Raw genomic sequence first — 21,878 nt, forward strand, 5'->3', positions numbered from 1 at the left:
GGCGGCCGTTTTTCTTTGTCTCCCCCATGAAGGCTGGGAAGCCCGCTACTCCACCGTCACCGACTTGGCGAGGTTGCGCGGCTGATCGACGTCAGCCCCCTTCAGCACCGCGACGTGATAGGCTAGCAGTTGGATCGGGGGGGAATAGACCAGTGGCGCGATCAGCGGGTCGCAGCGCGGCGCCGTCACCACCACCCGGGCGCCTGACGGCGCGTGCTTCTGGCCTTCCCGGTCGGTGATGAAGATCACCTGGCCGCCGCGAGCCATGACCTCGCTCATGTTCGAGGCCGACTTCTCGAAGTAGCTGTCGAAGGGCGCCAGGATCACGATCGGCGTCTGCTCGTCCACCAAGGCGATGGGACCGTGCTTCAGCTCGCCCGCGGCATAGCCCTCGGCGTGGATGTAGCTGATCTCCTTCAGCTTCAGCGCCCCCTCCAAAGCCAGCGGGTACATGGGCCCGCGACCCAGGTAGAGCACGTCCCGCGCCTTGGAGACCTCCAGCGCCACCTTGCGGACGGCGTCCTCCAGCTCGATCGACTCGGCGATCAGACGCGGGGCCTCCAGCAACACCCGAACCATCCGCTGCTCCTCGGCCGCGTCGATGCGGCCGCGCGCACGGGCGGCGGCCACGGCGAGGGCGGTCAGCACGCTCACCTGGGCGGTGAAGGCCTTGGTGGAGGCCACGCCGATCTCCGGCCCGCAGTGGATCGGCCACACCACGTCGACCTCGCGGGCCATGGTGGACTCCACGGCGTTGACCACCGCGGCGCTCTTCATCCCCTTGGCCATGCAGTAGCGGAGGGCGGCCAGGGTGTCGGCGGTCTCGCCCGATTGCGACATGGCGATCACCAGGCTGTCCGCAGAAAGGGCCGGCTCGCGGTATCGGAACTCCGAGGCGATCTCGACGTCGACCGGCAGCCCCGCCAGTTGCTCGATCAGGTACTTGCCCAAAAGGCCCGCGATGTAGGACGTGCCGCAGGCCACGATCTGGATCCGCCCGAGGGCGGCAAAGTCCACGCTGCCCGGAATCGCGGTGCGGGCGGTAAGCGTGTCCACATACGCCGCGATGGTGTGCTGGCACCCCTCGGGCTGGTCGTGGATCTCCTTCTCCATGAAGTGGCGGTAGTTGCCCTTCTCCACCAGGGCGGCGGAGGCCGGCACGGTGCGCACGGGACGTTCCGCCGGCCGGCCGGCGTGGTCGAAGATCTTCGCCTCACCGTGGGTGATGGCGACGAAATCGCCCTCGTCCAGGTAGCAGACCCGGTTCGTGAAGGGGCCGACGGCGAGCGCGTCGGAGCCGATGAACATCTCACCGTCCCCATAGCCTACCACCAGCGGGCTGCCGCGGCGGGCGCCCATGATCAGGCCCTCCTCGCCCTCCACCAGAACGCCCAGGGCATAGGCGCCGCTGAGCTGGTCCAGGGTCGCCTTCAAGGCCGTGACGGGGTCGAGACCGGTGGCCAGCTCGCTGTCCAGCAGGGCGGCGATGACCTCGGTGTCGGTCTCGCTCTCGAACGTGCGCCCGGCCGCCTGGAGCCGCTCGCGCAGCTCGGCGTAGTTCTCGATGATGCCGTTGTGGACCAGGGTCACCCGGCCTTGGCTGTGCGGGTGGGCGTTGCGCAGCGACGGCGCGCCGTGGGTCGCCCAACGGGTGTGGCCGATGCCGACCGTGGCGGCGAGCGGCTCGGCGGCCAGGACGTCCTCCAGCGCGCGGATCTTGCCCTCGGCCCGGCGGCGCTGGACCTTGCCGCCCACGACCGCGGCGATGCCGGCGGAATCATATCCGCGGTACTCCAGCCGCTTCAGGCTCTCGATCAGCCGCTCCTGGACGGAACGCGTCCCGACAATGCCGATGATGCCGCACATGTGGCCTAGGTATCCTTCGTGGCCGAGGCTCCTCGCCGTGCGGCGAGACGCCTCTGATTCAAGAGTTTAGAGCGCGGCGGGCGCCGAAACCGGCTTCCACTTTCGGCTGCCGCGCTCTAAGGCGAATCCATGCGGTTTTCGCCAGCGATGCGGCGCTTTACCATCAGCCAAGGTCGCGGCGACTAAAAGTCTGTTTCGGATCGTTTCCCCCGACCCTCTGCACGAGCACCCTCATGAGTAAGCGCGCCTACTTCGGCACCGACGGCATCCGGGGCGAGGCCAACCGCCATCCCATGACGGCCGAGGTCGCCCTTCGGGTCGGCATGGCGGCGGGCAAGATGTTTATGTCGGGCGACGAGCGGCGCCACCTGGTGGTGATCGGCAAGGACACCCGCCTGTCGGGCTACATGATCGAGCCGGCCCTGGTGGCGGGCTTCACCAGCGTCGGCATGGACGTGCGGCTGTTCGGGCCCCTGCCGACACCCGGCGTGGCGATGATGACCCGATCCCTGCGCGCGGACCTCGGGGTCATGATCTCGGCCTCGCACAACGCCTATTCGGACAACGGCATCAAGCTGTTCGGCCCCGACGGCTACAAGCTGTCGGACGAGAAGGAGCTGGAGATCGAGGCCCTGATGGACGAGGGCCTGCAGCAGAACCTGGCCGCGCCCGCCGCCCTGGGCCGGGTGCAGCGCATCGACGACAGCCAGGCCCGTTACGTCGAGATCGCCAAGGCCACGTTCCCCCGGCGCCTCAGCCTGTCGGGCATGCGGATCGTCATCGATTGCGCCAACGGCGCCGCCTACAAGGTGGCCCCCGAGGCGCTCTACGAACTCGGCGCCGAGGTCATCCGGATCGGTGTGGCGCCCAACGGCTTCAACATCAACCAAGAGTGCGGCTCGACGCACCCGGCCGCCATGCAGAAGGCGGTGAAGGAGTACCGGGCCGACATCGGCATCGCTCTCGACGGCGACGCGGACCGGCTGGTGATCTGCGACGAGAAGGGCCAGGTCGTGGACGGCGACCAGATCATGGCCCTGATCGCCGGCGACTGGGCCCGGCGGGGCAAGCTGCGCGGCGGCGGGGTGGTGGCCACGGTGATGTCGAACCTGGGCCTGGAGCGGTTCCTGGCCAGCCGCAACCTCACCCTCGAGCGGACCCAGGTGGGCGACCGCTACGTCATGGCCCGCATGCGCCAGGGCGACTTCAACGTCGGCGGCGAGCAGTCTGGGCACCTGATCCTGTCGGATTTCTCCACGACGGGCGATGGCCTGCTGGCCGCGCTGCAGGTCCTGGCGGTGCTGAAGGAGAGCGACAAGCCGATGAGCGCCCTGGCCCGCCAGTTCGAGCCGGTGCCCCAGCGGCTGGAGAACGTGCGGTTCGCCGGCGGCAAGCCCCTGGAGAGCGACCAGGTCAAGGCGGTCATGGCCGACGCCGAGCAGCGGCTGAACGGAACGGGCCGGATCGTGGTCCGCGCCTCCGGCACCGAACCCCTGATCCGCATCATGGCCGAGGCCGACGACGAAGACTTGGTGAGACAGGTGATCAAGGACATCGCCGGCGCGGTGAAAAAGGCCGCCGCTTAGCCCAGGCCTGCGGCGGACCCTCTCGGGCGCCTACGTCTAAACCTCCGCTTTTGACGCACTGCAAAGCTGCAGAGGCGCCCTGCAATCACGCGGATTGTGGGCGTCCGCCACCCCCCGTATCTCGCCGGTCCCCAGAACGATGGTCCGCCAAAGGGCCACGTCCAAGACCAGGTGTGTGAGATGAAACCTATGCTGAAGTGGGCCGGCTATGGCCTGGCCGGCGTCGCTGCCCTGTTGCTTGTCCTCGCGGGCGGCGCGTTCGTCGTTTCCGAGGCGATGATCCGGTGGCCGGTCGACAAGCCCGAGGTGCGGCTGGTCGCGGCGAGCGATTCGGGGGCGGTCGAGCGAGGCCGGCGCGTGGCGAAGCTGAACGGCTGCCACGACTGCCATGGCCAGACGCTGGGGGGGCAGCTCTTCCACGACGAGATGCCGGTGGTCCGCGCCTGGGGGCCCAACCTGTCGCGGCTGATCGCGAACCAGACCGACGCGGACCTCGACCGCGCCATCCGCCACGGCGTCGCCGCCGACGGTCGGCGCCTCTGGATCATGCCCTCCAGCGCCTATGCCCACCTCACCGACCAGGAGACGTCGGACCTGTTGGCCTACCTGCGGACCTTCCCGCCGACGGGGGAGGTTCAACCGCGCGTCAAGGTGGGGCCGGTCGGCCGCATCGGCGTGCTGCTGGGCAAGATGAAGTCCGAACCCGATCTTCTGCGGGCGAACGGCCCGGGCGTGAAGCTTGTCGACCTGGGGTCCGAGCACGTGCAGGGCCGCGAGCTGGCCCGCACCTGCATCGAGTGTCACGGCCAGCAGCTCGAGGGCAACCCGATGCTGAAGGCCCCCGGCCTCGACATGGTCGCCTCGTACGAGCCTGAGGATTTCGAACGCCTGCTGCACACCGGCATCGCGGCCGGGAACCGCAAGGTCGGGCTGATGACGATGGTGGCCCCGGCGCGGTTCGGCGACCTGACGCCCGAACAGATCCAGGCTCTGCAGGCGTATCTCAAGGCCCGCGCCGAACGCCGGATCGCACAGAATGACGTCACGTCAGGGATGGCGCAGCAACCCTAGCTAAGGGCAAAATGTTGTGTCACCATCGTCACAAATCGGCCGGCTCGACCCGGACCGACGTGAATAACGGGCTCTGGGAGGAATAAAATGCGTCGCGACCTCGCCGTCATGGGCGTGGCGCGGCAGGTGGAGCGGCCCGCCCGCTCGATCGCCTGCCTCGCTTTCGTGGCTGTCCTGGGCACGGCCTTCTGGGCCGGCGCCGTCTGGATCGCCGAAGCTTTCATGAGGATGCCCGGTCCGGGCTTCTGAGGCGGCGCGAGGCTCGCGCCGCTCGTCTGATCGGGGCCTAAGGCCCGCAGGAACGTGTGCGACTGCACGCGCGACCTGCACGTCGATCTCGGTCGCCGTCTGGCTCTCCAGAACGCCCCAGGCCGCGCCGCCGTCACCGGCCGCGGGCGCTGACGGTCGGCTCAGGCGCGTCCGATGCTGTGATAGGCGAAACCCCGGGCGCGCATGTCGGCGGGCTTGTAGATGTTGCGCAGATCGACGAGCACCGGCTGGTTCATGGTCAGCTTGATGCGGTCCAGGTCCAGCGCGCGGAACTGGTCCCACTCGGTGATGATCACCAGGACATCCGCGCCCGCCGCCACCGCATAGGGGTCGTCCATGAACTCGACCCCGGTCATCAGCTTGCGGGCCTCATGGCCTTCGGGGTCGAAGGCCTGGATCTTCGCGCCCTTGTCCTGCAGCGCCGGAACGATGGCCAGGGAGGGGGCGTCGCGCATGTCGTCGGTGTTGGGCTTGAAGGTCAGGCCCAGGATGCCGACGGTCTTGTCCTTCACGTCGCCGCCCAGGGCCTTGATCACCTTGCGCGCCATGGCGCGCTTGCGCTCGTCGTTGACCTTGATGGTGGTCTCGACCAACTCCACGGGGCTGCCGGCGTCGCGGGCGGTGCGGACGAGGGCGATGGTGTCCTTCGGGAAGCACGAGCCGCCGTAGCCGGGGCCGGCGTTCAAGAACTTGCCGCCGATCCGGCCATCCAGACCGATGCCCTTGGCTACCTGCTGCACGTCGGCGCCGACGGCTTCGCACAGGTCGGCCATTTCGTTGATGTAGGTGATCTTCAGGGCCAGGTAGGCGTTGGCGGCGTACTTGATCAGCTCGCTGGTCCGGCGGCTGGTGAACAGGATCGGCGTCTCGTTCAGGTACAGCGGCCGATACAGCTCGCGCATCACCGCCTGGGCGCGCTCGTCCTCGGTGCCCACCACCACGCGGTCGGGGCGCTTGAAGTCCTCGATGGCGGCGCCTTCGCGCAGGAACTCCGGGTTGGAGACGATCGCCACGTCGGCGTCCGGCCGCACGCGCTTGAAGATCGCCTCGATCTCGTCGCCGGTGCCCACCGGAACGGTCGACTTAGTGACCACCACCGTGAACCCATCCACCAGGCCCGCGATCTCCTCGGCCGCCGAATAGACGTACGACAGGTCCGCATAGCCGTCGCCGCGGCGCGAGGGCGTGCCGACGCCGATGAACACGGCATCGGCCTCGCGGATCGCCTGGCGGGCGTCGGTATCGAAGAATAGCCGCCCGGCCCGGACGTTGGCTGCGACCAGCAGGTCGAGGCCAGGCTCGTAAATCGGGATGCCGCCGCTCTTCAGCTGCTCGATCTTCGAGGCGTCCTTATCGATACAGGTCACCGTATGGCCGAAGTCGGCGAAACAGGCGCCGCTCACCAGGCCGACATAGCCCGTACCGATCATCGCCACGCGCATTCAGAACTCTCCTAGGAAGGCCGGGCCTTTCACCACGGGCGAAAGGCAGCCGCAACGACACATCGTCCCGCAGTGCAGCAAAATTCGCGCCGCAGGCCGGAGCGGGTCAGATTTCCTGGTTGTAGGCCCCGACCTGCGGCCGCTTGGCGAGCCTGGGCTTCACCTCCTCGCGGAACAGGCGGCGCATGTCGTCGTCCGACTGGGTGCTTTCCACCACCACCACGATCTCGGGCTTGTTGGACGAGGCGCGCACCAGCACCCACGAGCCGTCCTCCAGCGCCACGCGGACCCCGTTGACCGTGATCAGGTCGACGATCTTGCGGCCCAGGATCGTGCCGCCGGCGTCCGCCAGGGCGGTGTATTCGGCCACCACGTCGTCGACGACGCCGTACTTCTCTTCGTCGGCGCAGTGCGGGCTCATGGTCAGCGAGGTGTAGGCCACGGGCAGGGCCTTCTTCAGGTCGCTGAGCTTCTTGTCCGGGTTGCGGTCCAACATCGCCAGGATCGCCGCGGCCGCCACCAGGCCGTCGTCGTAACCCCGCCCGATCGGCGGGTTCATGAAGAAGTGGCCGCTCTTCTCGAAGCCGGCCAAGGCGCCCAGCTCGGCGGTCTTGCGCTTGATGTAGCTGTGGCCGGTCTTCCAGTAGACCGTCTTGGCGCCGTTCTTCTTCAGCACCTCGTCGGTAGAGAAGAGTCCGGTCGACTTCACGTCGACGATGAACGTCGCGTCCTTGTGCAGTTCGGACAGGTCGCGGGCCAGCATCAGGCCGATCTTGTCGGCGAAGATCTCCTCGCCCTCGTCGTCCACCACGCCGCAACGGTCGCCGTCGCCGTCGAAGCCCAGGGCCAGGTCGGCGTTATGCGTGCGCACGGCGTCGGCCATGGCGTGCAGCATCACGCTGTCCTCCGGGTTCGGATTGTAGCGGGGGAAGTTGTAGTCGAGCTCGCAGTCCATCTCGATCAGGGTCGCCACGCCCATGTCCCGCAGGGCCTTGGGCGCGAAGGCGCCAGCCGTGCCGTTGCCGCAGGCGGCGACCACCACCAGCGGCCGCTTCAGGTTCACCCGTCCGGCCGCATCCTGGATGTAGCGCTCGGCCACGCCTGCGATGTGCGCCAGCGAGCCGCCGGGCCGCTGGGACCACTTGCCCTCCAGCACGATCTCCTTCAGCCGGCCCATCTCGTCGGGGCCGAAGGTGAGGGGACGCTGGGCGCCCATCTTCACGCCGGTCCAGCCGTTCTCGTTGTGGCTCGCGGTGACCATCGCGACGCACGGGGCGTCCAGGTCGAACTGGGCGAAGTAGGCCATGGGCGAGACGGCCAGGCCGATGTCCAGCACCTCGCAGCCCGCGGCCACCAGCCCGATGGTCAGCGCCTGCTTGATGGAGAGCGAATAGGACCGGTAGTCGTGGCCGACCACGATCCGCTTCTGGCCCATCTCCTGGATCAGCGTCCCCAGGCCCAGGCCCAGCGCCTGCACGCCCAAGAGGTTGATCTCGGGCCCGAACAGCCACCGCGCGTCATACTCCCGGAAGCCGGTCGGCTTCACCAGCGGGGTGACTTCATAGTCCCAGGTGTTGGGCGACAGGTCGGCGCGAGGGGCAGGCAGCATCGGGGCTCCGGGGGTGCGGCGTTTCGGCGCGTGTTTAACCGAGCCGATAGCCCTCACGCCACTTCGTAAGCCTTAACGCAGATAACGTGTTCGGGTTGGCGGCCCTACATCACTCCGGCGCGCAGCAGGTCGTGGACGTGCAGGATGCCCACCGGCTTGCCGTCCTCGACCACGAACAGCACCGTCACCGCCGGCTGCGGATCGCTCATCAGGGCCAGGGCCTCGCCGGCCAGCATGCCCGGGGCGACGGTCTTCTTGGGGCCCGGCGTCATCACCTCGCCGGCGGTGTGGTCCATCAGCCCGTCGATGTGGCGGCGCAGGTCGCCATCGGTGATCGCGCCCAGCAGCCGGCCGCCGGCGTCGACGACGCCCACGATCCCCCAGCGCATCTGGGTCATCACCAGCAGGGCCTGGCGCATGGGCGTGTCCGGCCCCACGATCGGCAGCTCCTCGCGCCCGTGCATCAGGTCGGCGGCGGTGCGCAGCATGGCGCCCAGCTTGCCGCCGGGGTGCAGCACCTTGAAGTCCTGCGGCTTGAACCCCCGCCGCTCTAAGAGGGCCACCGCCAGGGCGTCGCCCATGGCTATCTGCAGGGTCGTGGAGGTCGTGGGCGCATTCACGGCGTCCGTCGCCTCCGGTGCGTCCGGCAGCAGCAGGACGATGTCGGAGGCCCGCGCCAGGGTCCCGTCGGCCGCCGCCGTAAGCGCGATCAGCGGGATGTCGAAGCGGGCGGCGTAGGCGATCACGTCGGCCAGCTCCCGCGTTTCGCCGGTCTTGCTGAGCGCCAGGATCACGTCGTCGGCGCCGATCATCCCCAGGTCGCCGTGGCTGGCCTCGCTGGGGTGGACGAACATGGCGGTCGAACCCGTAGAGGCCAGGGTGGCGGCGATCTTGCGCGCGACGTGGCCGGACTTGCCCATGCCGGTGCAGATCACGCGCCCCCGGGCGGTGAACAGGGTCTCCACCGCCTGGGCGAAGGGCTCTCCCAGCTCGGCGGCCATCCGGCGCAGCGCCTCGGCCTCGGTGTCCAGCACGCGGCGGCCGACGGCGATGGTGTCTTGAGAGCTCATTGCGCGGGGGCGATCGCCTGGTTCTGGATGTTGCGCACGGCCTCGCGCGCTGCGGCGGCGCGTCGCTGGGCGGCTTCGTGCTCCCGCTTCATCCGGGCCTGCATTTCAGCCGTGCGCTGCACGGGCGTATGGCCGAAAGGTCCTGGCGAGCGGTCGCCCAGTCCCTGCGGCCAGACCATCGCCAGCGCGATCGCGGCGGCGGCGGCCAGGGCCAGCAGCGGCAGGTAGAAGCGGTCCAGCATGCCCTGGCTATAGCCGACTTGGGCCGCGTCGCTAATCGGGTAGGGCATCGAAATCGCTGGCGGTGACGTAGGGCGGAAGCGGTAGCCCAAGATCCTGCATCTCCAGCCACTGGACCTGGCGGCCGCTATCTCGGCGATAGGCCAGGAGGTTGATGTGCGCCTTTTGGAGGGCCAGCAGCAAGGCTTGGAGGCTGTCCACGCCCATTGCGTATCCCTCTCGGACGCCGTCCGGTCGGATGAGACGGAAGCTACAGCGAAAGTCGGCTTCATCGGGCTCGGGCTTGCTCACCTCCAGCAGGATGGAGTCGCCGCCATCGCTATTGAACGTGCGCTCCAAGATTATCATTCGCCCTCCGGTCCTGCTTGACTGCATCGCGGCCCATGCCCTAGCCGAACCTCCCGCGAAGGAGAACGCACCTTGCCCACCCTGATCCTGCTGCGTCACGGCCAGAGCCAGTGGAACCTGGAAGACCGCTTCACCGGCTGGGTGGACGTGGACCTCACCGCCGAGGGCGAGGCCCAGGCGAAGAAGGGCGGGGAGCTGATCAAGGCGGCGGGCCTCGCCATCGACCGGGTGTTCACCTCGGTCCTGACACGGGCGATCCGCACCTCGTGGCTGGCGCTGCATGCGGCCGGCCAGGCCTTCGTGCCCGAGGTGAAGGACTGGCGCCTGAACGAGCGCCACTACGGCGGCCTCACCGGCCTCAACAAGACCGAGACCGCCGCCAAGCACGGCGCCGACCAGGTGAAGGTGTGGCGCCGCTCCTACGACATCCCGCCGCCGGAAATGGCCCCGGGCGGCGAGTTCGACTTCTCGAGGGACCGCCGCTACGCCGGCCTCGACCTGCCGTCGACCGAGAGCCTGAAGACCACCCTGGTGCGGGTGCAGCCCTACTGGGACGCCGAGATCGTGCCGTGCCTGAAGGCGAACGAGACCCTGCTGGTGGCCGCTCACGGCAACTCGCTGCGCGCCATCGTGAAGCTGCTGTTCGCCCTGTCGGACGAGGCGATCATCGACATCGAGATCCCCACCGGCAATCCGCTGGTGATCGAGCTGGACGCCGCCTTGAAGCCCACCGCGGCGCGCTACCTGGACGCCGAGCGGGCGACCCGGCTGCCGGCTCTCTAGGCCGAGCCATCGGGCTTTCCGCCTTCCGGCGGGCCCGCGGAGGGGCCATGTTGCGCCCATGAGCGACGAAGCCTTCATGCGCCGCGCCATCGCGCTGGCGGCCACGCGCGTGGGTCGGACGGGCGACAACCCGTCGGTCGGCTGCGTGATCGTCCGGGACGGCGCCGTGGTCGGCGAGGGCGTGACGGGCGAGGGCGGCCGGCCCCATGCCGAAGAGGTCGCGCTCGATCAGGCGGGCTCCGCGGCTGAAGGGGCCACCGCCTACGTCACCCTTGAGCCGTGCGCCCTCAGGTCGACGGGCGTCGCCTCCTGCAGCGAACGGCTGGTGGCGTCGCGGGTGGCCCGCGTGGTGATCGCCTCGCGTGATTCGTCGGTGTTCGCCGGGGGCGAAGGATGCCGCCGGTTGCATAACGCGGGTATCGTTACCGACCGGGGGTTGTTGGAGGCCGAGGCCGACGCGCTCTATGCGACGTATCGCCCGGCTAAAACCCTGGAAAGTCGCCGTTAATCCCGGGGGGCTAACATGGTTCATATGGTCTTTCGCTAGCGAACCCGAATGTCAGCCAACAACGCCAGATCGCTCGTGCAGACGCGCCTCACGCAGGCGGAGGTCGACGCCATCTGCGCGAAGCACGACCGCCTGTGGAGCTCCAAGCCCGGCGGCGCGCGCGCGGTGTTCGCGTTCAAGGATCTGTCCGGCACCCAGCTCGTGGGCCGTAACCTCTGCGACGCCGATTTCACCGGCGCCATCATGAACGGCTGCAAGCTGCGCGGCGCTCGGCTGGACAACGCCACCCTCTTCTGCGCCGACCTCACCGGCAGCGACCTGCGCGAGGGGTCCCTGCGGCGCGCCGATCTGCGCGGCTCGTGCATGCGCAACGTCGACCTCACCGGCGCCGACCTGTTCGAGGCCGACCTGCGCGAGGGCACCCTGGCGGCCGGCGACCGGCAGTTCGGGTTCCGCAAGCTGGAGATCGGCTCGCCTAGCCAGGGCGAACTCCAGGGCGCCATCCTGGCCGGCGCCAACCTTGAGCGCTCGCGGCTGTCCGGGGCCATGGCGGTCCGCGCCGACTTCACCGACGCGGTCCTCAAGGACGCCAAGCTGATCCGCGCCAACCTGAAGCAGGCCTCGCTGAACGGCGCGAACCTGTCGGGCGCCGACCTGTCGGGTGCGGACCTGGCCGGCGCCGACCTGCGCGACGCGATCCTGGTGGGGGCGCGCACGGTGGCCTGGAACGTCTCGGACGCGAACATGACCGGCGCGCTGACCGACGAGGCGGTGGGCCGCGCCATCACCGATCTGCCGTACGACGACATGATCCGCGAGCACGCCAAGTGGTGCGAGAGCGGCGGCGGCGAGGGCAAGCCGTCGTCGTTCGACAATGCCGACCTGCGCAAGCTGGGCTCGATCAAGGGCTACAATCTGACGGCGCTCTCGGCCAAGGGCGCCACCTTCTACGGCATCGATATGGAGGGCGTGCAATTGCAGGGCGCCCACCTCGAGGGCGCCGACCTGCGCAACGCGGTGCTGCGCCGGGCCGACCTGCGTGGCGCGCGGCTGGTGGGCGCAAAGCTCTCCGGCGCCGACCTGCGCGAGGCCCAGATGGGGCCGTTGTTGCTGGGGGCCGACCGCGTGCTGCCGACCAACCTCACCGGCGCCCAGCTCAAGAACTGCGACCTGACCGCCGCCGATGTCCGCCACGCCGTGTTCGTGGACGCGGACGTCAGCCGTTCCAACTTCACCCGCGCGCTTCTCAAGCAGGCCGATTTCACCGGCATCATCCGGTTCGGCGCGCGTGGCCTGGAAGATGTGATCTAGGCTCGGCCCGTGATCCGCCTCCAAGGCCAGCCCCGTGAGCCGACCCTGCCCGGGCGCCGGCGCCTCAGCGACGGCGAGATCACCATCCTGCTCGACAACCACGCGCGCTTTCTGGCCGGCAAGGGCGGCAAGCGTGCGCACCTGCCGTTCGTGGACTTCAGCGGCCTCGACCTGAAGGGCCGCAAGCTGTCCGGCGGCGACTTCTCGGGTTCGGTCTTCGATGGCGCGCAGCTCGCCGGCGCGCAGCTGGACGGTGCGATCCTGGCCGGCTGCGACCTGCGCCGCGCGGACCTGCGCAACGCCAACCTGCGCAAGGCGGACCTGCGCGGCGCGTGCCTCTCCGGCGCCAACCTGGCCGGCGCCGACCTGACCGACGCCGACTTCCGGCCGGGCTCCATCGCCCGGCCGCATCCGACGCGCGGCTTTCCGGCGGTGGTGGAAGAGGACCGTGGCGGCGAGGTCGATGGCGCCAACCTGTCGGGCGCCACCCTGGACGGCGCGCGGCTGGATGGCCTGTACGCCGCCGACGCCGACTTTTCCGACGCCTCCCTGGCCGGCGCGAAGCTCACCGACGCCAACCTGAAGGGCGCGAACTTCGACGGCGCCCTGATGGCGCGGGTGGATGTTTCGGGGGCGGTCCTAGAGGACGCGAACTTTGGCGGCGCCGACCTGTCCGGCGTGGTGCTCGCCGCTGCCCGCACCCGCGGCGCCCGCCTCGACCAGGCCGCCGCCCCGCCCAGCCGCGAGGATGCCGCGCGCGCGGCAAAGCTGGCGATAGAGGCGCGGGCCCACGACGCCTGGGTCGGCTCCGGCGGCCGCGAGGGCGCGCCGGTACGCCTCGACGGGGCGGATCTGCGTTCCCTCGCCGGCGAACTCCAGGGGCTGAAGCTGACCGCGGTCAGCGCCAAGGGCGCCAACCTTGCGGGCCTCGACCTCAGCGGCGCTCACCTCCAGGGCGCCAACCTCGAAGGCTGCGACCTGCGCGGCGCGATCCTGCGCGGCGCCGATCTGCGGGGCGCCCGGCTGGGCGGCGCCGACCTGACGCGCGCCGATCTCTCCGAGGCGAACCTCACGCCGCTTGAGATCGCTCCGGGCCGTTCGACGGCCACCAGCCTCGCGGGCGCCCGCCTGCGTTACGCCCGCTTGCAGACCGCCTTGATGGAAGGGGCCGTCATGGACGGCGCCGACCTGCGCGGCGCCAGGCTTCCGGCATAGAAAAAGGCGGCGCCCGCGAGGACGCCGCCCTGGTCAGGTCCTGAGAGTCGAGAGGCTTTAGGCGGCCTTCTCGGCTTCGATCAGGGTCGGCTGTTCGCCGGTGGTGATCTGCACGGTGCGAGGCTTCAGGGCTTCCGGCAGCTCGCGCTTCAGGCTGATCGAGAGCAGGCCGTCCGCCAGGTTGGCGTCGGTCACGATCACGTAGTCAGCGAGCTGGAACCGGCGCTCGAAGTTGCGCTCGGCGAGGCCGCGGTGGAGGTACTTCCGGCCCTCGTCGTTGGCCGCCTTGCGGCCGGTGACGGTGAGCAGGTTTTCCTTCACCTCGACATTGAGCTCATCCGGACGGAAGCCGGCCACTGCGATGTCGATGCGGTAGGCGTTCTCGTCCGTGCGCTCGATATTGTAGGGGGGGTAGCCCGTGGCGGCGTCGGCGGCGGCGGTCTCGAGAAGACCGGCGAGGCGGTCGAAGCCCACGACGGAGCGATACAGGGGGGAGAAGTCGATCGTACGCATGCGGTCACATCCTTCTTTCAAAGCAAGGTTGCGTTGTCTGATGGACCTGTCGGCGCCCCATACGGCGACGCCTGCAGTCCAGGAGGCCCGGACATCCAGCGCCTCCAGCCCATGAGTTGGGGACCGCAAAATCGCTCTTCAAGGGCTGTTCGCGTATGAATTCGCAGCCTAGGTTTCCGCCCTCAATCCAGGAGGGAACCCCCCATGCTCCGCCTCGCCTCGGCCTGCGCCGTCGCCCTAGCCCTTTCCGCCGCCGTTCCGGCCCAGGCCGCCGACGCCCAGTTGCAGGCCGCCGTCGACGCCGCCCATCGCGCACCGGCGAACAAGGCCCGCGACGCCGCGCGCCACCCGGTGGAGACGCTGACGTTCTGGGGCCTGAAGCCGAAGCAGACGGTGATCGAACTGCAGCCCGGCGGCGGCTACTGGACCGAAATCCTGGCGCCCTACGCCAAGGCCACCGGTGGGACCTATGTGGCCACCGCCGCCGATCTCGCCAATCCGCAGCTCTCCGAAGCGGCGAAGAAGGGCCGGGCGACGTTCGAAGCCAAGTACGCCGACGCCGCCGTGTATGGACCCATCAAATACGTGAACTTCGGACCCGTCTCAGGTCCTCTGGGCCCGCCCGGCTCGGCCGACCTGGTGATCACCGCCCGCAACATCCACAACTGGATGATGAACGGCAGCCTCGACAAGATCCTGAAGGACGCCCATGCCGTGCTGAAGCCGGGCGGCGTGCTGGCCGTCGAGGAACACCGCGCCGATCCCAAGCCCGAACTGCCGGGCGTGACGAACGGCTACGTCGCCACGGCCACCGTCATCGCGGCGGCTGAGAAGGCCGGCTTCAAGCTGGACGCCAAGTCCGAGATCAACGCCAACCCGAAGGACACCAAGGATCACCCCTTCGGCGTCTGGACCCTGCCTCCGACGCGCCAGTCCGCCCGGTCGGGCCAGCCGGCGGACCCCAACTTCGACCGCGCGAAGTACGACGCGATCGGGGAAAGCGACCGGATGACCCTGCGCTTCGTCAAGGCGGGCTGAGGCCTTTGACCCGGCCCGGCCGACCCGCTAGCTCTAGGCTCGCGGGTCGGCCGGGGGGCGCTCGTGAGTGAAGCGGCGTCCATGATCATGTTCTCCCGGCGCGCGGCCCTGGTCGGCGCGATCGCCATGGCCGGTTGCCAGCGCGGCCCCAAGGCTCCCGCGGTCGCGCCGCCCAAGACCATCGCCGCGGCGGTCGCCGGATCCTGGCGCAGCGCCGCCGACAAGGCCCGCGACCGCTGGCGCCATCCCGCCGAGAGCCTGGCGTTCTGGGGCCTGGAGCCCGGCCATACGGTGGTGGAGTTCTGGCCCGGCGCCGGCTGGTACAGCGAGATCCTGGCGCCGTTCCTGGACGCAACCGCCGGCAAGCTTGTCGCGGCGCACCTGCAACTCGCCGAGCCCGTCGACCCGGCCGCCGCCCAGGTGGTGGAGGCCTATCGGGCCCGGTTCGCCGCCGGCCGCAAACCCTATGGCGTGGTCGAGATCACCGCCTTCGGGCCGACCAGCGGACCGGTCGCCCCGGCGGGGAGCGCCGACCTGGTCCTCTTCCTGCGCAACCTGCACAACTGGATGGCCGCCGGCATCGCCGAAAAGGCGTTTCGGGACGCCTTCCTCGCCCTCAAGCCCGGCGGCGTGCTGGGCGTCGAGGAACACCGGGCCGCGCCGGGCGGCGTCCCCGATCTGCTGGCCGACAGCGGCTATGTGGACCAGGCCTATGCCATCAAGCTAGGCCAGGAGGCTGGGTTCCGGCTCGCGGCGGCCAGCGAGATCAACGCCAACCCCAAGGACACGCGGGACCATCCCTTCGGGGTCTGGACGCTGCCGCCCGTGCGCCGGTCGTCGCCGCGGGGCGAGGCGTTCGATCCGAAGTTCGATCGGGCCCGGTACGACGCCATCGGGGAAAGCGACCGGATGACGCTGAAGTTCGTCAAGCCAGCCTGACGCCAGCCCCACGCGGGCCTGCCCGACGGGCGCACTCTTCCTTTACATTCTAACGTCTAGAGCCTCGCCCGCGTCAGGAGCAGTTTACACAACCGACGCCTGCGGCGAAGCTCGCCCTGATTCACGAAAGATAATCTGGGGCATGGCGACGTTGGAGGAGCTCACCGACCGGATCCGCCGCGCCGCGGGGGCGGGGGACGCCCTCGGCCGGACGGTGAAGCTCGACCTCAGGGGCGAGGGCGTGATCCACGTCGACGGCGCCGCCGTGACCAACGAGGATCGACCGGCGGACCTGACGGTGTCGGTCAGCCGTTCGGACCTTGTTAAGCTGGGCAAGGGCGAACTGGATCCCATGCGCGCAGTGATGACCGGCCGGCTCAAGCTTTCCGACATGGGCGTCGCCATGGGCCTGATGCCCAAGGTGAAGGCCCTGTTCGAGAAGGCGGTCTAGGCGGCGCCATGTTCGAGCCCGCCCCTCTCGTCGACACGCCCGAAGATCCGATCCCGCCCGGGGCGGAGGCCGGTTGGTACGTGGGCGCAGGCGGGGCGAAGCTGCGCGCCGCGCTGTTCACGCCGCCGGGTCGGGCCCGCGGCTCCGTCGTGCTGTCCGGCGGCCGCACCGAGCCGATCGAGAAATACTTCGAGACCATCCGCGACTTCATGGACCGCGGCTTCGTGGTGCTGGCGCACGACTGGCGCGGGCAGGGGCTGTCGGCACGGGAGCTTCCCGACCGGCTGAAGGGCCACGCCAAGGGCTACAAGTCGTTCCTCGAAGACTTCCGCCGGCTGCTGAACGCCTATGAGGCGCGCCTGCCCAAGCCCTGGATCGCGGTTGGACATTCGATGGGCGGATGCCTCACGCTGCTGGCTATGGCCAACGGCGAGCGGCGCTTCGCCGGCGCCTGCCTGTCGGCGCCAATGCTGGGCCTTCAGTTCGGCAAGGTCTCGCCCGCCGTGGCCGGCGTCCTGACATGGCTGAACCTGACCCTCGGTCGGGCGGGCAAGTACACCTTGGGCCAGGCCGGCAAGCCGTTCGACGACACGTTCGACGGCAACATCCTGACCCACGATGCGCGCCGGTTCGCCCGGCACCGGGCCCAGGTCCGCGCCAATCCGGATCTCGCGCTCGGCAGCCCGACCTACGGCTGGCTGGACTTTGCGCTCAAGGCCACCGCTTTCCTCAGCCGGCCCGAACGGCTGCGCGGCGTCACCGTGCCGGTGGAGATCGTCTCCGCCGGCGAGGATCGCCTCGTCGACAATTCTGCGCAGGCCGCTGCGGCCCGCAACCTCCCCCAGGGGCGCCTCATCACCGTACCCGGCGCCTACCACGAAATCCTCATGGAGACGGACGACATGCGTAACATCTTCTTGCGAGTGTTCGACGCGCTCACCGGCAAGGCCGCGCCGAAGCCCGCCGAAGCTCCGAAGCCCGCGCCGGCCCCGGCCGCCGCGCCTGCTCCCCCGCCGGCCGCGGAAGCGCCGAAACCCGCGCCTGCGCCCGCGCCGACCCCGGCTCCGACGCCCGCCCCGGCGCCCGCGGCGGCGGCCAAGGCTCCGGCCAAGCCCGCTGCGACCAAGGCGCCGGCCGCGAAGGAGGCTGCTGCGCCCAAGGCCCCCGCCGCGAAGCCCGCCGCCGCCAAGGCTGCGGCGCCCAAGCCGGCCGCCAAGCCTGCTGCGACCAAGAAGGCTGCGCCCGCAAAGGCCGCCGCCAAGCCTGCGGTCGCCAAGCCTGCCGCGGCCAAACCGGCGGCGAAGGCTGCCGCGCCCAAGAAGACCCCGGCGCCCAAGCCTGCCGCCAAGCCGGCCGCAGCGAAGGCTGCTCCGAAGGCCGCCGCGGCGAAGCCGGTCGCCAAGGCGCCCGCCAAGCCGGCGGTGAAGGCCGCTGCAACGCCCGCGTCCAAGCCCGCGTCCAAGCCTGCGGCTGCGAAGGCGGCTCCCAAGGCGGCGGCTCCGAAAGCGGCGGCCAAGCCCGCCGGCAAGACGGCTGCGGCGCCCAAGCCCGCTGCCGCCAAGAAGCCGGCTGCGCCGAAGAAGCCCGCCGCGGCCAAGAAGGCCCCGGCCGCCAAGGCCTAGCGCCTAGTTTGCGGAACGCCTCAGGGCGACCAGCGCCTCGTCCAGACAGGCGCGGTCGCCCGCGATGGCGATCTGCCCGCCGTGTCGTCCTATGGGCTCGCCCCGCCAGTCGGTGGTGAGCCCGCCGGCGCCCGCGATCAGCGGGATCGCCGCCTCGATGTCCCAGCTCTGCAGCCCGGCTTCGATCACCATGTCCATCGTGCCCGCCGCGACCATGGCGTAGGCATAGGCGTCGCACCCCAGGCGTGCCAGGCGCGCAGCCGCCCGCACTTGCGTCCAGGCGCCCAGTTCCGCGCCGGTGAAGCAGCCCTCCGGATCGGTGGTGGCGATGACCGCGTCGGTCAGCTTGGGGCAGGGGCGCACCCTCAGCGGCCGCGTCCCGTCCCGGCTCACCAGGCGCGAGCCGCCGGCATGGCCGATGTAGAGCTCGCCCAGGAAGGCTTGGCCGATCGACCCCAGGACGGGCGAGCTCTGGAACCGCAGGCCGATCAGGGTGGTCCACAGCGGCAAGCCGGCGATGAACGCCCGGGTGCCGTCGACGGGATCCAGCACCCAGACGAATTCGGCGTCGGGGCGATCCTCGCCGTACTCCTCGCCGATCACCCCATGTCCGGGATAGCGCTGGGCGATCATGGCGCGGATGGCGCGCTCGGCGCCCTTGTCCGCTTCGGTGACGGGGTCGAACCCCGCCTCGTGCTTGTTGGAAAGGCCGTGCTCGCCGCGGAACAAGGGGAGGATGGCTCCGGCGGCGGCGCGGTTGAGTTCGACAAGGAACGCGTCGAGCTCTTCAAGGCGGGCGGGGTCGAGGGTCATGGCCCCCGCTTAACCCGCCTTGCGGTCGGACTTAAGCCTCGATCTCGCCGTTCATGGCCTTGGCCAGGTCCAGCAGGCGGCGGCGGGGCCGTTCCCCCAGCTGGTAGTAGGCGTGGATCAGGTCCTGGGTTTCCTTGCTGGCCAGGGTCTCCGTCGAGGACGAGGCGGTCTCGCGCTCCAGGCTCTCGCGCTGGTCGCGGGTCAGGCCCTCGTAGAAGTAGCTGACGGGCACTTCCAGCACCTCGGCCAGTTGCCACAGGCGGGCGGCCGACATGCGGTTGGCCGCGCATTCGTATTTCTGGATCTGCTGGAAACGGACCCCGCAGGCGTGCGCCAGCTCTTGCTGGGTCAGGCCCAGAAGGCGGCGGCGGCGGCGAAGACGCCGGCCCAGGTGGATGTCGATCTCGTCCATGGAATCCCCGACCATGATTTCCCTTCGTCCCGGTTCGGGACTCCGCGGTTGAGACATCGCAATTCGCACGCCAGCCGCCTCCATTGCCGAACGTGAGCGACCAAGCCTAGGAAGAGTGGATGGCCGCGCTTAACCATTCATACGTGTCGAAACTAATTTGGATGCTCGAGGCTGCGCTATTTGACGCCGCTTCGGCCCTCATCCGGGCCTTCCCGATTGATTCTGTTTCAAATTTCGGCGGATCGCTGTTTTCCGTTCTCGGCCCCTTGACCCGTGCCAACAGAGTCGCGGAGCGCAATCTTCGTATCGCCTTCCCGCAGGCCGATGACACCGAGATCAGCCGTCTCCTCCGGCTGCAATGGATCGAACTCGGTAGATCGCTAACGGAATTACTGCTCCTCGACCGTATTGTAGCCGACACAGACCGGGTGCAGGTGGAGGGCGAGGCGCGGCTGGGCGCAATCGCCGCAGGCGACGGGCCGGTGGTGTTCATCTCGGGACACTTCTCGGCGTTCGAACTCATGGCCGCCGTAATCGTCCGCGCTGGCGTCAAATGCCAGGTCACGTACCGCGCCATGAACAACCCTTACGTCGACGAACGCGTGCGGAAGAACCGCTTCCGCTACGGCGTACGCCTGTTTGCGCCCAAGGGGCTGGACGGCGCCCGCGAACTTATGAGGGCGCTGCAGCGTGGCGAAAGCGTGGCCTTGATGAACGATCAGAAGTTCAACGGCGGCGTGGCCGCGCCGCTCTTCGGCCACATGGCTCACACCGCGCCGGGCCCATCCACCTTCGCGCTGCGGTTCGGCATCCCGCTCCAGCCCATGAGCGTCCAGCGGGTGGGCCCCGGCGCCCGGTTCAAGGTGATCGTTCACGACCCGATCCGCCTCGAGGACACCGGAGATCGGGAAGCCGACATCGAGGCGGGCGTGCGCCGCGTCAACGCCTTCATCGAGGACCGCGTCCGCGCCCGGCCCACCGAGTGGTTCTGGGTCCACCGCCGCTGGCCGAACGAAGAGTACCGGCGCGACTAGCCCCGGGTTTCCTGCCACCGCTTGAGGGCCTCGGCCGGTCCGGCGTAGGCCTCCTGCAACTCGGCGCTCCAGTAGCGGAGTTGTTCCAGCGGGACCTTCTGGCCGGTGACGGCGCAGAGGACGTGTCGGCCTGGGCGCAGCACCGCGTAGTCGCCATCCCCGTAGTGGAGCTTGGCCTGGTCGTTGGCGCCGAGGTTCCGGTCGTGGGCGTTCATGCGCCCCTATTTAGCGCTTCGGACGCGCTCAGAACAGGTCGCCCTGCGCTGGACCTTCGGGCTTGGGTCTCGCCTTCGCCGGCTTGGCGGGCGTGAGGGGAGGCGGGGTCGCGCCACCCGCACCGTCGATGACTGCCTGACGGGTGACCTTGTCGCCGAAGGTGATGGCGACCGCCTCGCCGCTCGCCAGCGATGCGCCGGCGTGCACGAGCGAACCGTCGGCGCGCGCCACACGGGCGAAGCCGCGCTGCAGCGGCCGGTCCGGATCGACCGACCCGTAGAGCTTGGAGAGTCCGTCCAGCCGCTCGGACAGGCGCTCCAGCCGCCGTCGGACCGAAGGCTCCAGTCGCACCGTCAGCCGGTCCAGCCGGTCCTTCTGCACCTGCTGCGGCCGCTCCAGCAGCAGGGGGGACAGCCTGGACGCCACCCGCACCAGGTCGCGCTCGTGGGCCGCGGCGTTGCGCGCCAGGCCCGCCCCGAGCCGGCCGGAGACGATGTCGAACCTCTGCTCGGCCAGCCGCACCAGGTCGGGGATCCGCTTCAGCGCCCGGTCGGCGTGCTCGATCCGCCCCCGCCGCTCGTCCACCACCCGCCCGCCGCAGCGGTGCATCCGCCCGCCCAGGTCCGAAACCAGCGCCTTCAGCTCGGCCAGGACGGGCGTCGCCATCTCGGCCGCGGCGGTGGGGGTCGGCGCGCGGCGGTCGGAGACGAAGTCGATCAGGGTGGTGTCCGTCTCGTGGCCCACCGCGCTGATCAGCGGGATGGTTCCTTCGGCGACGGTGCGGGCCAGGGTCTCGTCGTTGAAGGCCCACAGGTCCTCCACCGAACCGCCACCGCGGGCCACGATCAGCACATCCGGCCGTGGGACCGGTCCGCCCGGCGCCATGGCGTTGAAGCCCTTGATCGCGCCGCAGACCTGGGCCGCCGCCGCCTCACCCTGCACCACCACCGGCCAGACGATGACGCGGCAGGGCCAGCGGTCGCGGATCCGGTGCAAGATGTCGCGGATCACCGCGCCGGTGGGGCTGGTGATCACCCCCACCACGGCCGGCATCTCGGGAAGCGCCTTCTTCCGCGAGGGCTCGAACAGCCCCTCCGCGGCCAGCCGCTGTTTCAGGCGCTCGAGCTGGGCCAGAAGCGCGCCGATCCCGGCGGCCTCCATGCTCTCGATCACGATCTGGTAGCGCGAGCCCTGCGGATAGGTGGTGATCTTGCCGGTGACGATCACCTCCAGCCCCTGCTCGGGTCGGACCGACAGCCCGCGTACGCTGCCCTTCCAGACGACGCCGTCGATGGCGGCCTTTTCGTCCTTGATGGTCAGATAGACGTGGCCGTTGGAGTGGTGGGTGACCTTCGACAGCTCGCCGCGCAGGCGCACGAAGCCGTACGAGTCCTCCAGCGTCCGCTTCAGCGCGAACGCCAGCTCCGAGACCGAATAGGCCTTGGCGTTGCCGGTCTCGTCGGGGGGCGTGGCGACGTCGGTCATGGGCTCACGAAGCTAGGGGCGTCGTCGCAAAAGAAA

General features: G+C 69.6%; 23 protein-coding genes. 12 read left to right on the forward strand and 11 right to left on the reverse strand.

From position 1 onward, the window contains the following. Window positions 1-45: 45 nt before the first annotated feature. Entirely contained in the window at window positions 46-1,866 is a 1,821-nt protein-coding gene (gene glmS, locus A2790_RS06745) for a glutamine--fructose-6-phosphate transaminase (isomerizing) (RefSeq protein WP_293389118.1), read from the reverse strand. Window positions 1,867-2,099: 233 nt separating this feature from the next. Here glmS and glmM point away from each other — a divergent pair, with 233 nt between their 5' ends. From glmM to A2790_RS06760, 3 genes are all read left to right on the forward strand, one after another. After that, window positions 2,100-3,452: a phosphoglucosamine mutase gene (gene glmM, locus A2790_RS06750; RefSeq protein ID WP_293389120.1), complete on the forward strand. Its 1,353-nt coding sequence runs from the start codon at window positions 2,100-2,102 to the stop codon at window positions 3,450-3,452. 180 nt (window positions 3,453-3,632) lie between these two features. Then, complete coding sequence (locus tag A2790_RS06755) at window positions 3,633-4,523, forward strand: c-type cytochrome (RefSeq protein WP_293389122.1); 891 nt, start codon at window positions 3,633-3,635, stop codon at window positions 4,521-4,523. An 87-nt stretch (window positions 4,524-4,610) separates the two neighbouring features. Beyond that, window positions 4,611-4,772, forward strand: a complete 162-nt coding sequence (locus tag A2790_RS06760; RefSeq protein ID WP_156467049.1) for a hypothetical protein — start codon at window positions 4,611-4,613, stop codon at window positions 4,770-4,772. 161 nt (window positions 4,773-4,933) lie between these two features. Here A2790_RS06760 and A2790_RS06765 read toward each other — a convergent pair whose 3' ends face one another. From A2790_RS06765 to A2790_RS06785, 5 genes are all read right to left on the reverse strand, one after another. After that, on the reverse strand, window positions 4,934-6,235 hold the full coding sequence (locus A2790_RS06765) for a UDP-glucose/GDP-mannose dehydrogenase family protein (RefSeq protein WP_293389126.1): 1,302 nt from the start codon (window positions 6,233-6,235) through the stop codon (window positions 4,934-4,936). A 106-nt stretch (window positions 6,236-6,341) separates the two neighbouring features. Then, entirely contained in the window at window positions 6,342-7,844 is a 1,503-nt protein-coding gene (locus tag A2790_RS06770; RefSeq protein ID WP_293389128.1) for a phosphomannomutase/phosphoglucomutase, read from the reverse strand. 104 nt (window positions 7,845-7,948) lie between these two features. Then, a complete protein-coding gene (locus tag A2790_RS06775) occupies window positions 7,949-8,914 on the reverse strand; it encodes a KpsF/GutQ family sugar-phosphate isomerase (protein ID WP_293389130.1) in 966 nt (321 codons plus the stop codon). Then, window positions 8,911-9,204 carry a hypothetical protein gene (locus tag A2790_RS06780; protein ID WP_293389132.1) on the reverse strand — a complete coding sequence of 98 codons (294 nt, stop codon included), beginning with the start codon at window positions 9,202-9,204 and terminating at the stop codon, window positions 8,911-8,913. The genes A2790_RS06775 and A2790_RS06780 overlap by 4 nt, the downstream gene beginning before the upstream one ends. Next, the gene (locus tag A2790_RS06785) at window positions 9,188-9,493 is read right to left on the reverse strand and encodes a hypothetical protein (protein WP_293389134.1); all 306 of its coding nucleotides are present in this window, start codon (window positions 9,491-9,493) and stop codon (window positions 9,188-9,190) included. The genes A2790_RS06780 and A2790_RS06785 overlap by 17 nt, the downstream gene beginning before the upstream one ends. Before the next feature lie 81 nt (window positions 9,494-9,574). Here A2790_RS06785 and gpmA point away from each other — a divergent pair, with 81 nt between their 5' ends. The 4 genes from gpmA to A2790_RS06805 are packed head-to-tail and all read left to right on the forward strand — an operon-like array spanning window position 9,575 to window position 13,319. Continuing rightward, window positions 9,575-10,285, forward strand: coding sequence for a 2,3-diphosphoglycerate-dependent phosphoglycerate mutase (gpmA, locus tag A2790_RS06790; RefSeq protein WP_293389135.1), 711 nt, complete (start codon window positions 9,575-9,577; stop codon window positions 10,283-10,285). Window positions 10,286-10,343: 58 nt separating this feature from the next. After that, window positions 10,344-10,793: a bifunctional diaminohydroxyphosphoribosylaminopyrimidine deaminase/5-amino-6-(5-phosphoribosylamino)uracil reductase RibD gene (locus A2790_RS06795; protein WP_293389136.1), complete on the forward strand. Its 450-nt coding sequence runs from the start codon at window positions 10,344-10,346 to the stop codon at window positions 10,791-10,793. Window positions 10,794-10,841: 48 nt separating this feature from the next. Next, entirely contained in the window at window positions 10,842-12,104 is a 1,263-nt protein-coding gene (locus A2790_RS06800) for a pentapeptide repeat-containing protein (RefSeq protein WP_293389138.1), read from the forward strand. Between the two features lie 9 nt (window positions 12,105-12,113). After that, the gene (locus A2790_RS06805) at window positions 12,114-13,319 is read left to right on the forward strand and encodes a pentapeptide repeat-containing protein (RefSeq protein WP_293389140.1); all 1,206 of its coding nucleotides are present in this window, start codon (window positions 12,114-12,116) and stop codon (window positions 13,317-13,319) included. Between the two features lie 57 nt (window positions 13,320-13,376). On the opposite strand, the gene A2790_RS06810 is transcribed toward A2790_RS06805, so the two are convergent. Beyond that, window positions 13,377-13,832 (reverse strand): Hsp20 family protein, encoded by a 456-nt coding sequence (locus A2790_RS06810; protein WP_068875254.1) that lies wholly within the window; start codon window positions 13,830-13,832, stop codon window positions 13,377-13,379. Window positions 13,833-14,036: 204 nt separating this feature from the next. On the opposite strand from A2790_RS06810, the gene A2790_RS06815 reads away from it, so the two are divergent. From A2790_RS06815 to A2790_RS06830, 4 genes are all read left to right on the forward strand, one after another. Beyond that, window positions 14,037-14,870: a methyltransferase domain-containing protein gene (locus A2790_RS06815; protein ID WP_293389143.1), complete on the forward strand. Its 834-nt coding sequence runs from the start codon at window positions 14,037-14,039 to the stop codon at window positions 14,868-14,870. Window positions 14,871-14,951: 81 nt separating this feature from the next. Next, on the forward strand, window positions 14,952-15,809 hold the full coding sequence (locus A2790_RS06820; RefSeq protein ID WP_293389145.1) for a methyltransferase: 858 nt from the start codon (window positions 14,952-14,954) through the stop codon (window positions 15,807-15,809). Window positions 15,810-15,951: 142 nt separating this feature from the next. After that, complete coding sequence (locus A2790_RS06825) at window positions 15,952-16,260, forward strand: SCP2 sterol-binding domain-containing protein (RefSeq protein WP_068875251.1); 309 nt, start codon at window positions 15,952-15,954, stop codon at window positions 16,258-16,260. A gap of 8 nt (window positions 16,261-16,268) precedes the next feature. Next, entirely contained in the window at window positions 16,269-17,882 is a 1,614-nt protein-coding gene (locus tag A2790_RS06830; protein ID WP_293389148.1) for an alpha/beta hydrolase, read from the forward strand. A gap of 3 nt (window positions 17,883-17,885) precedes the next feature. Here A2790_RS06830 and hisN read toward each other — a convergent pair whose 3' ends face one another. Next, complete coding sequence (hisN, locus tag A2790_RS06835) at window positions 17,886-18,695, reverse strand: histidinol-phosphatase (RefSeq protein WP_293389150.1); 810 nt, start codon at window positions 18,693-18,695, stop codon at window positions 17,886-17,888. A gap of 31 nt (window positions 18,696-18,726) precedes the next feature. Then, complete coding sequence (locus A2790_RS06840) at window positions 18,727-19,122, reverse strand: helix-turn-helix transcriptional regulator (RefSeq protein ID WP_231733224.1); 396 nt, start codon at window positions 19,120-19,122, stop codon at window positions 18,727-18,729. Window positions 19,123-19,226: 104 nt separating this feature from the next. Between A2790_RS06840 and A2790_RS06845 the strand changes: the two genes are divergently transcribed. Beyond that, window positions 19,227-20,141 carry a lysophospholipid acyltransferase family protein gene (locus tag A2790_RS06845; protein WP_293389153.1) on the forward strand — a complete coding sequence of 305 codons (915 nt, stop codon included), beginning with the start codon at window positions 19,227-19,229 and terminating at the stop codon, window positions 20,139-20,141. On the opposite strand, the gene A2790_RS06850 is transcribed toward A2790_RS06845, so the two are convergent. Beyond that, entirely contained in the window at window positions 20,138-20,356 is a 219-nt protein-coding gene (locus A2790_RS06850) for a DUF2093 domain-containing protein (RefSeq protein ID WP_293389155.1), read from the reverse strand. The genes A2790_RS06845 and A2790_RS06850 overlap by 4 nt on opposite strands. Before the next feature lie 28 nt (window positions 20,357-20,384). Beyond that, the gene (gene xseA, locus A2790_RS06855) at window positions 20,385-21,842 is read right to left on the reverse strand and encodes an exodeoxyribonuclease VII large subunit (RefSeq protein WP_293389157.1); all 1,458 of its coding nucleotides are present in this window, start codon (window positions 21,840-21,842) and stop codon (window positions 20,385-20,387) included. Window positions 21,843-21,878: the final 36 nt, after the last annotated feature.

Origin of the sequence: Phenylobacterium sp. RIFCSPHIGHO2_01_FULL_69_31 (assembly GCF_001824475.1) — a bacterium.
In the GTDB taxonomy this organism is placed as follows: Bacteria; Pseudomonadota; Alphaproteobacteria; order Caulobacterales; family Caulobacteraceae; genus Phenylobacterium.

Coding starts and splice junctions, on each gene's coding strand:
- glmS (WP_293389118.1), bottom strand. CDS start 1,866: ATGTGCGGCATCATCGGCATTGTCGGGACGCGTTCCGTCCAGGAGCGG.
- glmM (WP_293389120.1), top strand. CDS start 2,100: ATGAGTAAGCGCGCCTACTTCGGCACCGACGGCATCCGGGGCGAGGCC.
- A2790_RS06755 (WP_293389122.1), top strand. CDS start 3,633: ATGAAACCTATGCTGAAGTGGGCCGGCTATGGCCTGGCCGGCGTCGCT.
- A2790_RS06760 (WP_156467049.1), top strand. CDS start 4,611: ATGCGTCGCGACCTCGCCGTCATGGGCGTGGCGCGGCAGGTGGAGCGG.
- A2790_RS06765 (WP_293389126.1), bottom strand. CDS start 6,235: ATGCGCGTGGCGATGATCGGTACGGGCTATGTCGGCCTGGTGAGCGGC.
- A2790_RS06770 (WP_293389128.1), bottom strand. CDS start 7,844: ATGCTGCCTGCCCCTCGCGCCGACCTGTCGCCCAACACCTGGGACTAT.
- A2790_RS06775 (WP_293389130.1), bottom strand. CDS start 8,914: ATGAGCTCTCAAGACACCATCGCCGTCGGCCGCCGCGTGCTGGACACC.
- A2790_RS06780 (WP_293389132.1), bottom strand. CDS start 9,204: ATGCCCTACCCGATTAGCGACGCGGCCCAAGTCGGCTATAGCCAGGGC.
- A2790_RS06795 (WP_293389136.1), top strand. CDS start 10,344: ATGAGCGACGAAGCCTTCATGCGCCGCGCCATCGCGCTGGCGGCCACG.
- A2790_RS06800 (WP_293389138.1), top strand. CDS start 10,842: ATGTCAGCCAACAACGCCAGATCGCTCGTGCAGACGCGCCTCACGCAG.
- A2790_RS06810 (WP_068875254.1), bottom strand. CDS start 13,832: ATGCGTACGATCGACTTCTCCCCCCTGTATCGCTCCGTCGTGGGCTTC.
- A2790_RS06815 (WP_293389143.1), top strand. CDS start 14,037: ATGCTCCGCCTCGCCTCGGCCTGCGCCGTCGCCCTAGCCCTTTCCGCC.
- A2790_RS06820 (WP_293389145.1), top strand. CDS start 14,952: ATGATCATGTTCTCCCGGCGCGCGGCCCTGGTCGGCGCGATCGCCATG.
- A2790_RS06825 (WP_068875251.1), top strand. CDS start 15,952: ATGGCGACGTTGGAGGAGCTCACCGACCGGATCCGCCGCGCCGCGGGG.
- A2790_RS06830 (WP_293389148.1), top strand. CDS start 16,269: ATGTTCGAGCCCGCCCCTCTCGTCGACACGCCCGAAGATCCGATCCCG.
- hisN (WP_293389150.1), bottom strand. CDS start 18,695: ATGACCCTCGACCCCGCCCGCCTTGAAGAGCTCGACGCGTTCCTTGTC.
- A2790_RS06840 (WP_231733224.1), bottom strand. CDS start 19,122: ATGGTCGGGGATTCCATGGACGAGATCGACATCCACCTGGGCCGGCGT.
- A2790_RS06845 (WP_293389153.1), top strand. CDS start 19,227: ATGGCCGCGCTTAACCATTCATACGTGTCGAAACTAATTTGGATGCTC.
- A2790_RS06850 (WP_293389155.1), bottom strand. CDS start 20,356: ATGAACGCCCACGACCGGAACCTCGGCGCCAACGACCAGGCCAAGCTC.
- xseA (WP_293389157.1), bottom strand. CDS start 21,842: ATGACCGACGTCGCCACGCCCCCCGACGAGACCGGCAACGCCAAGGCC.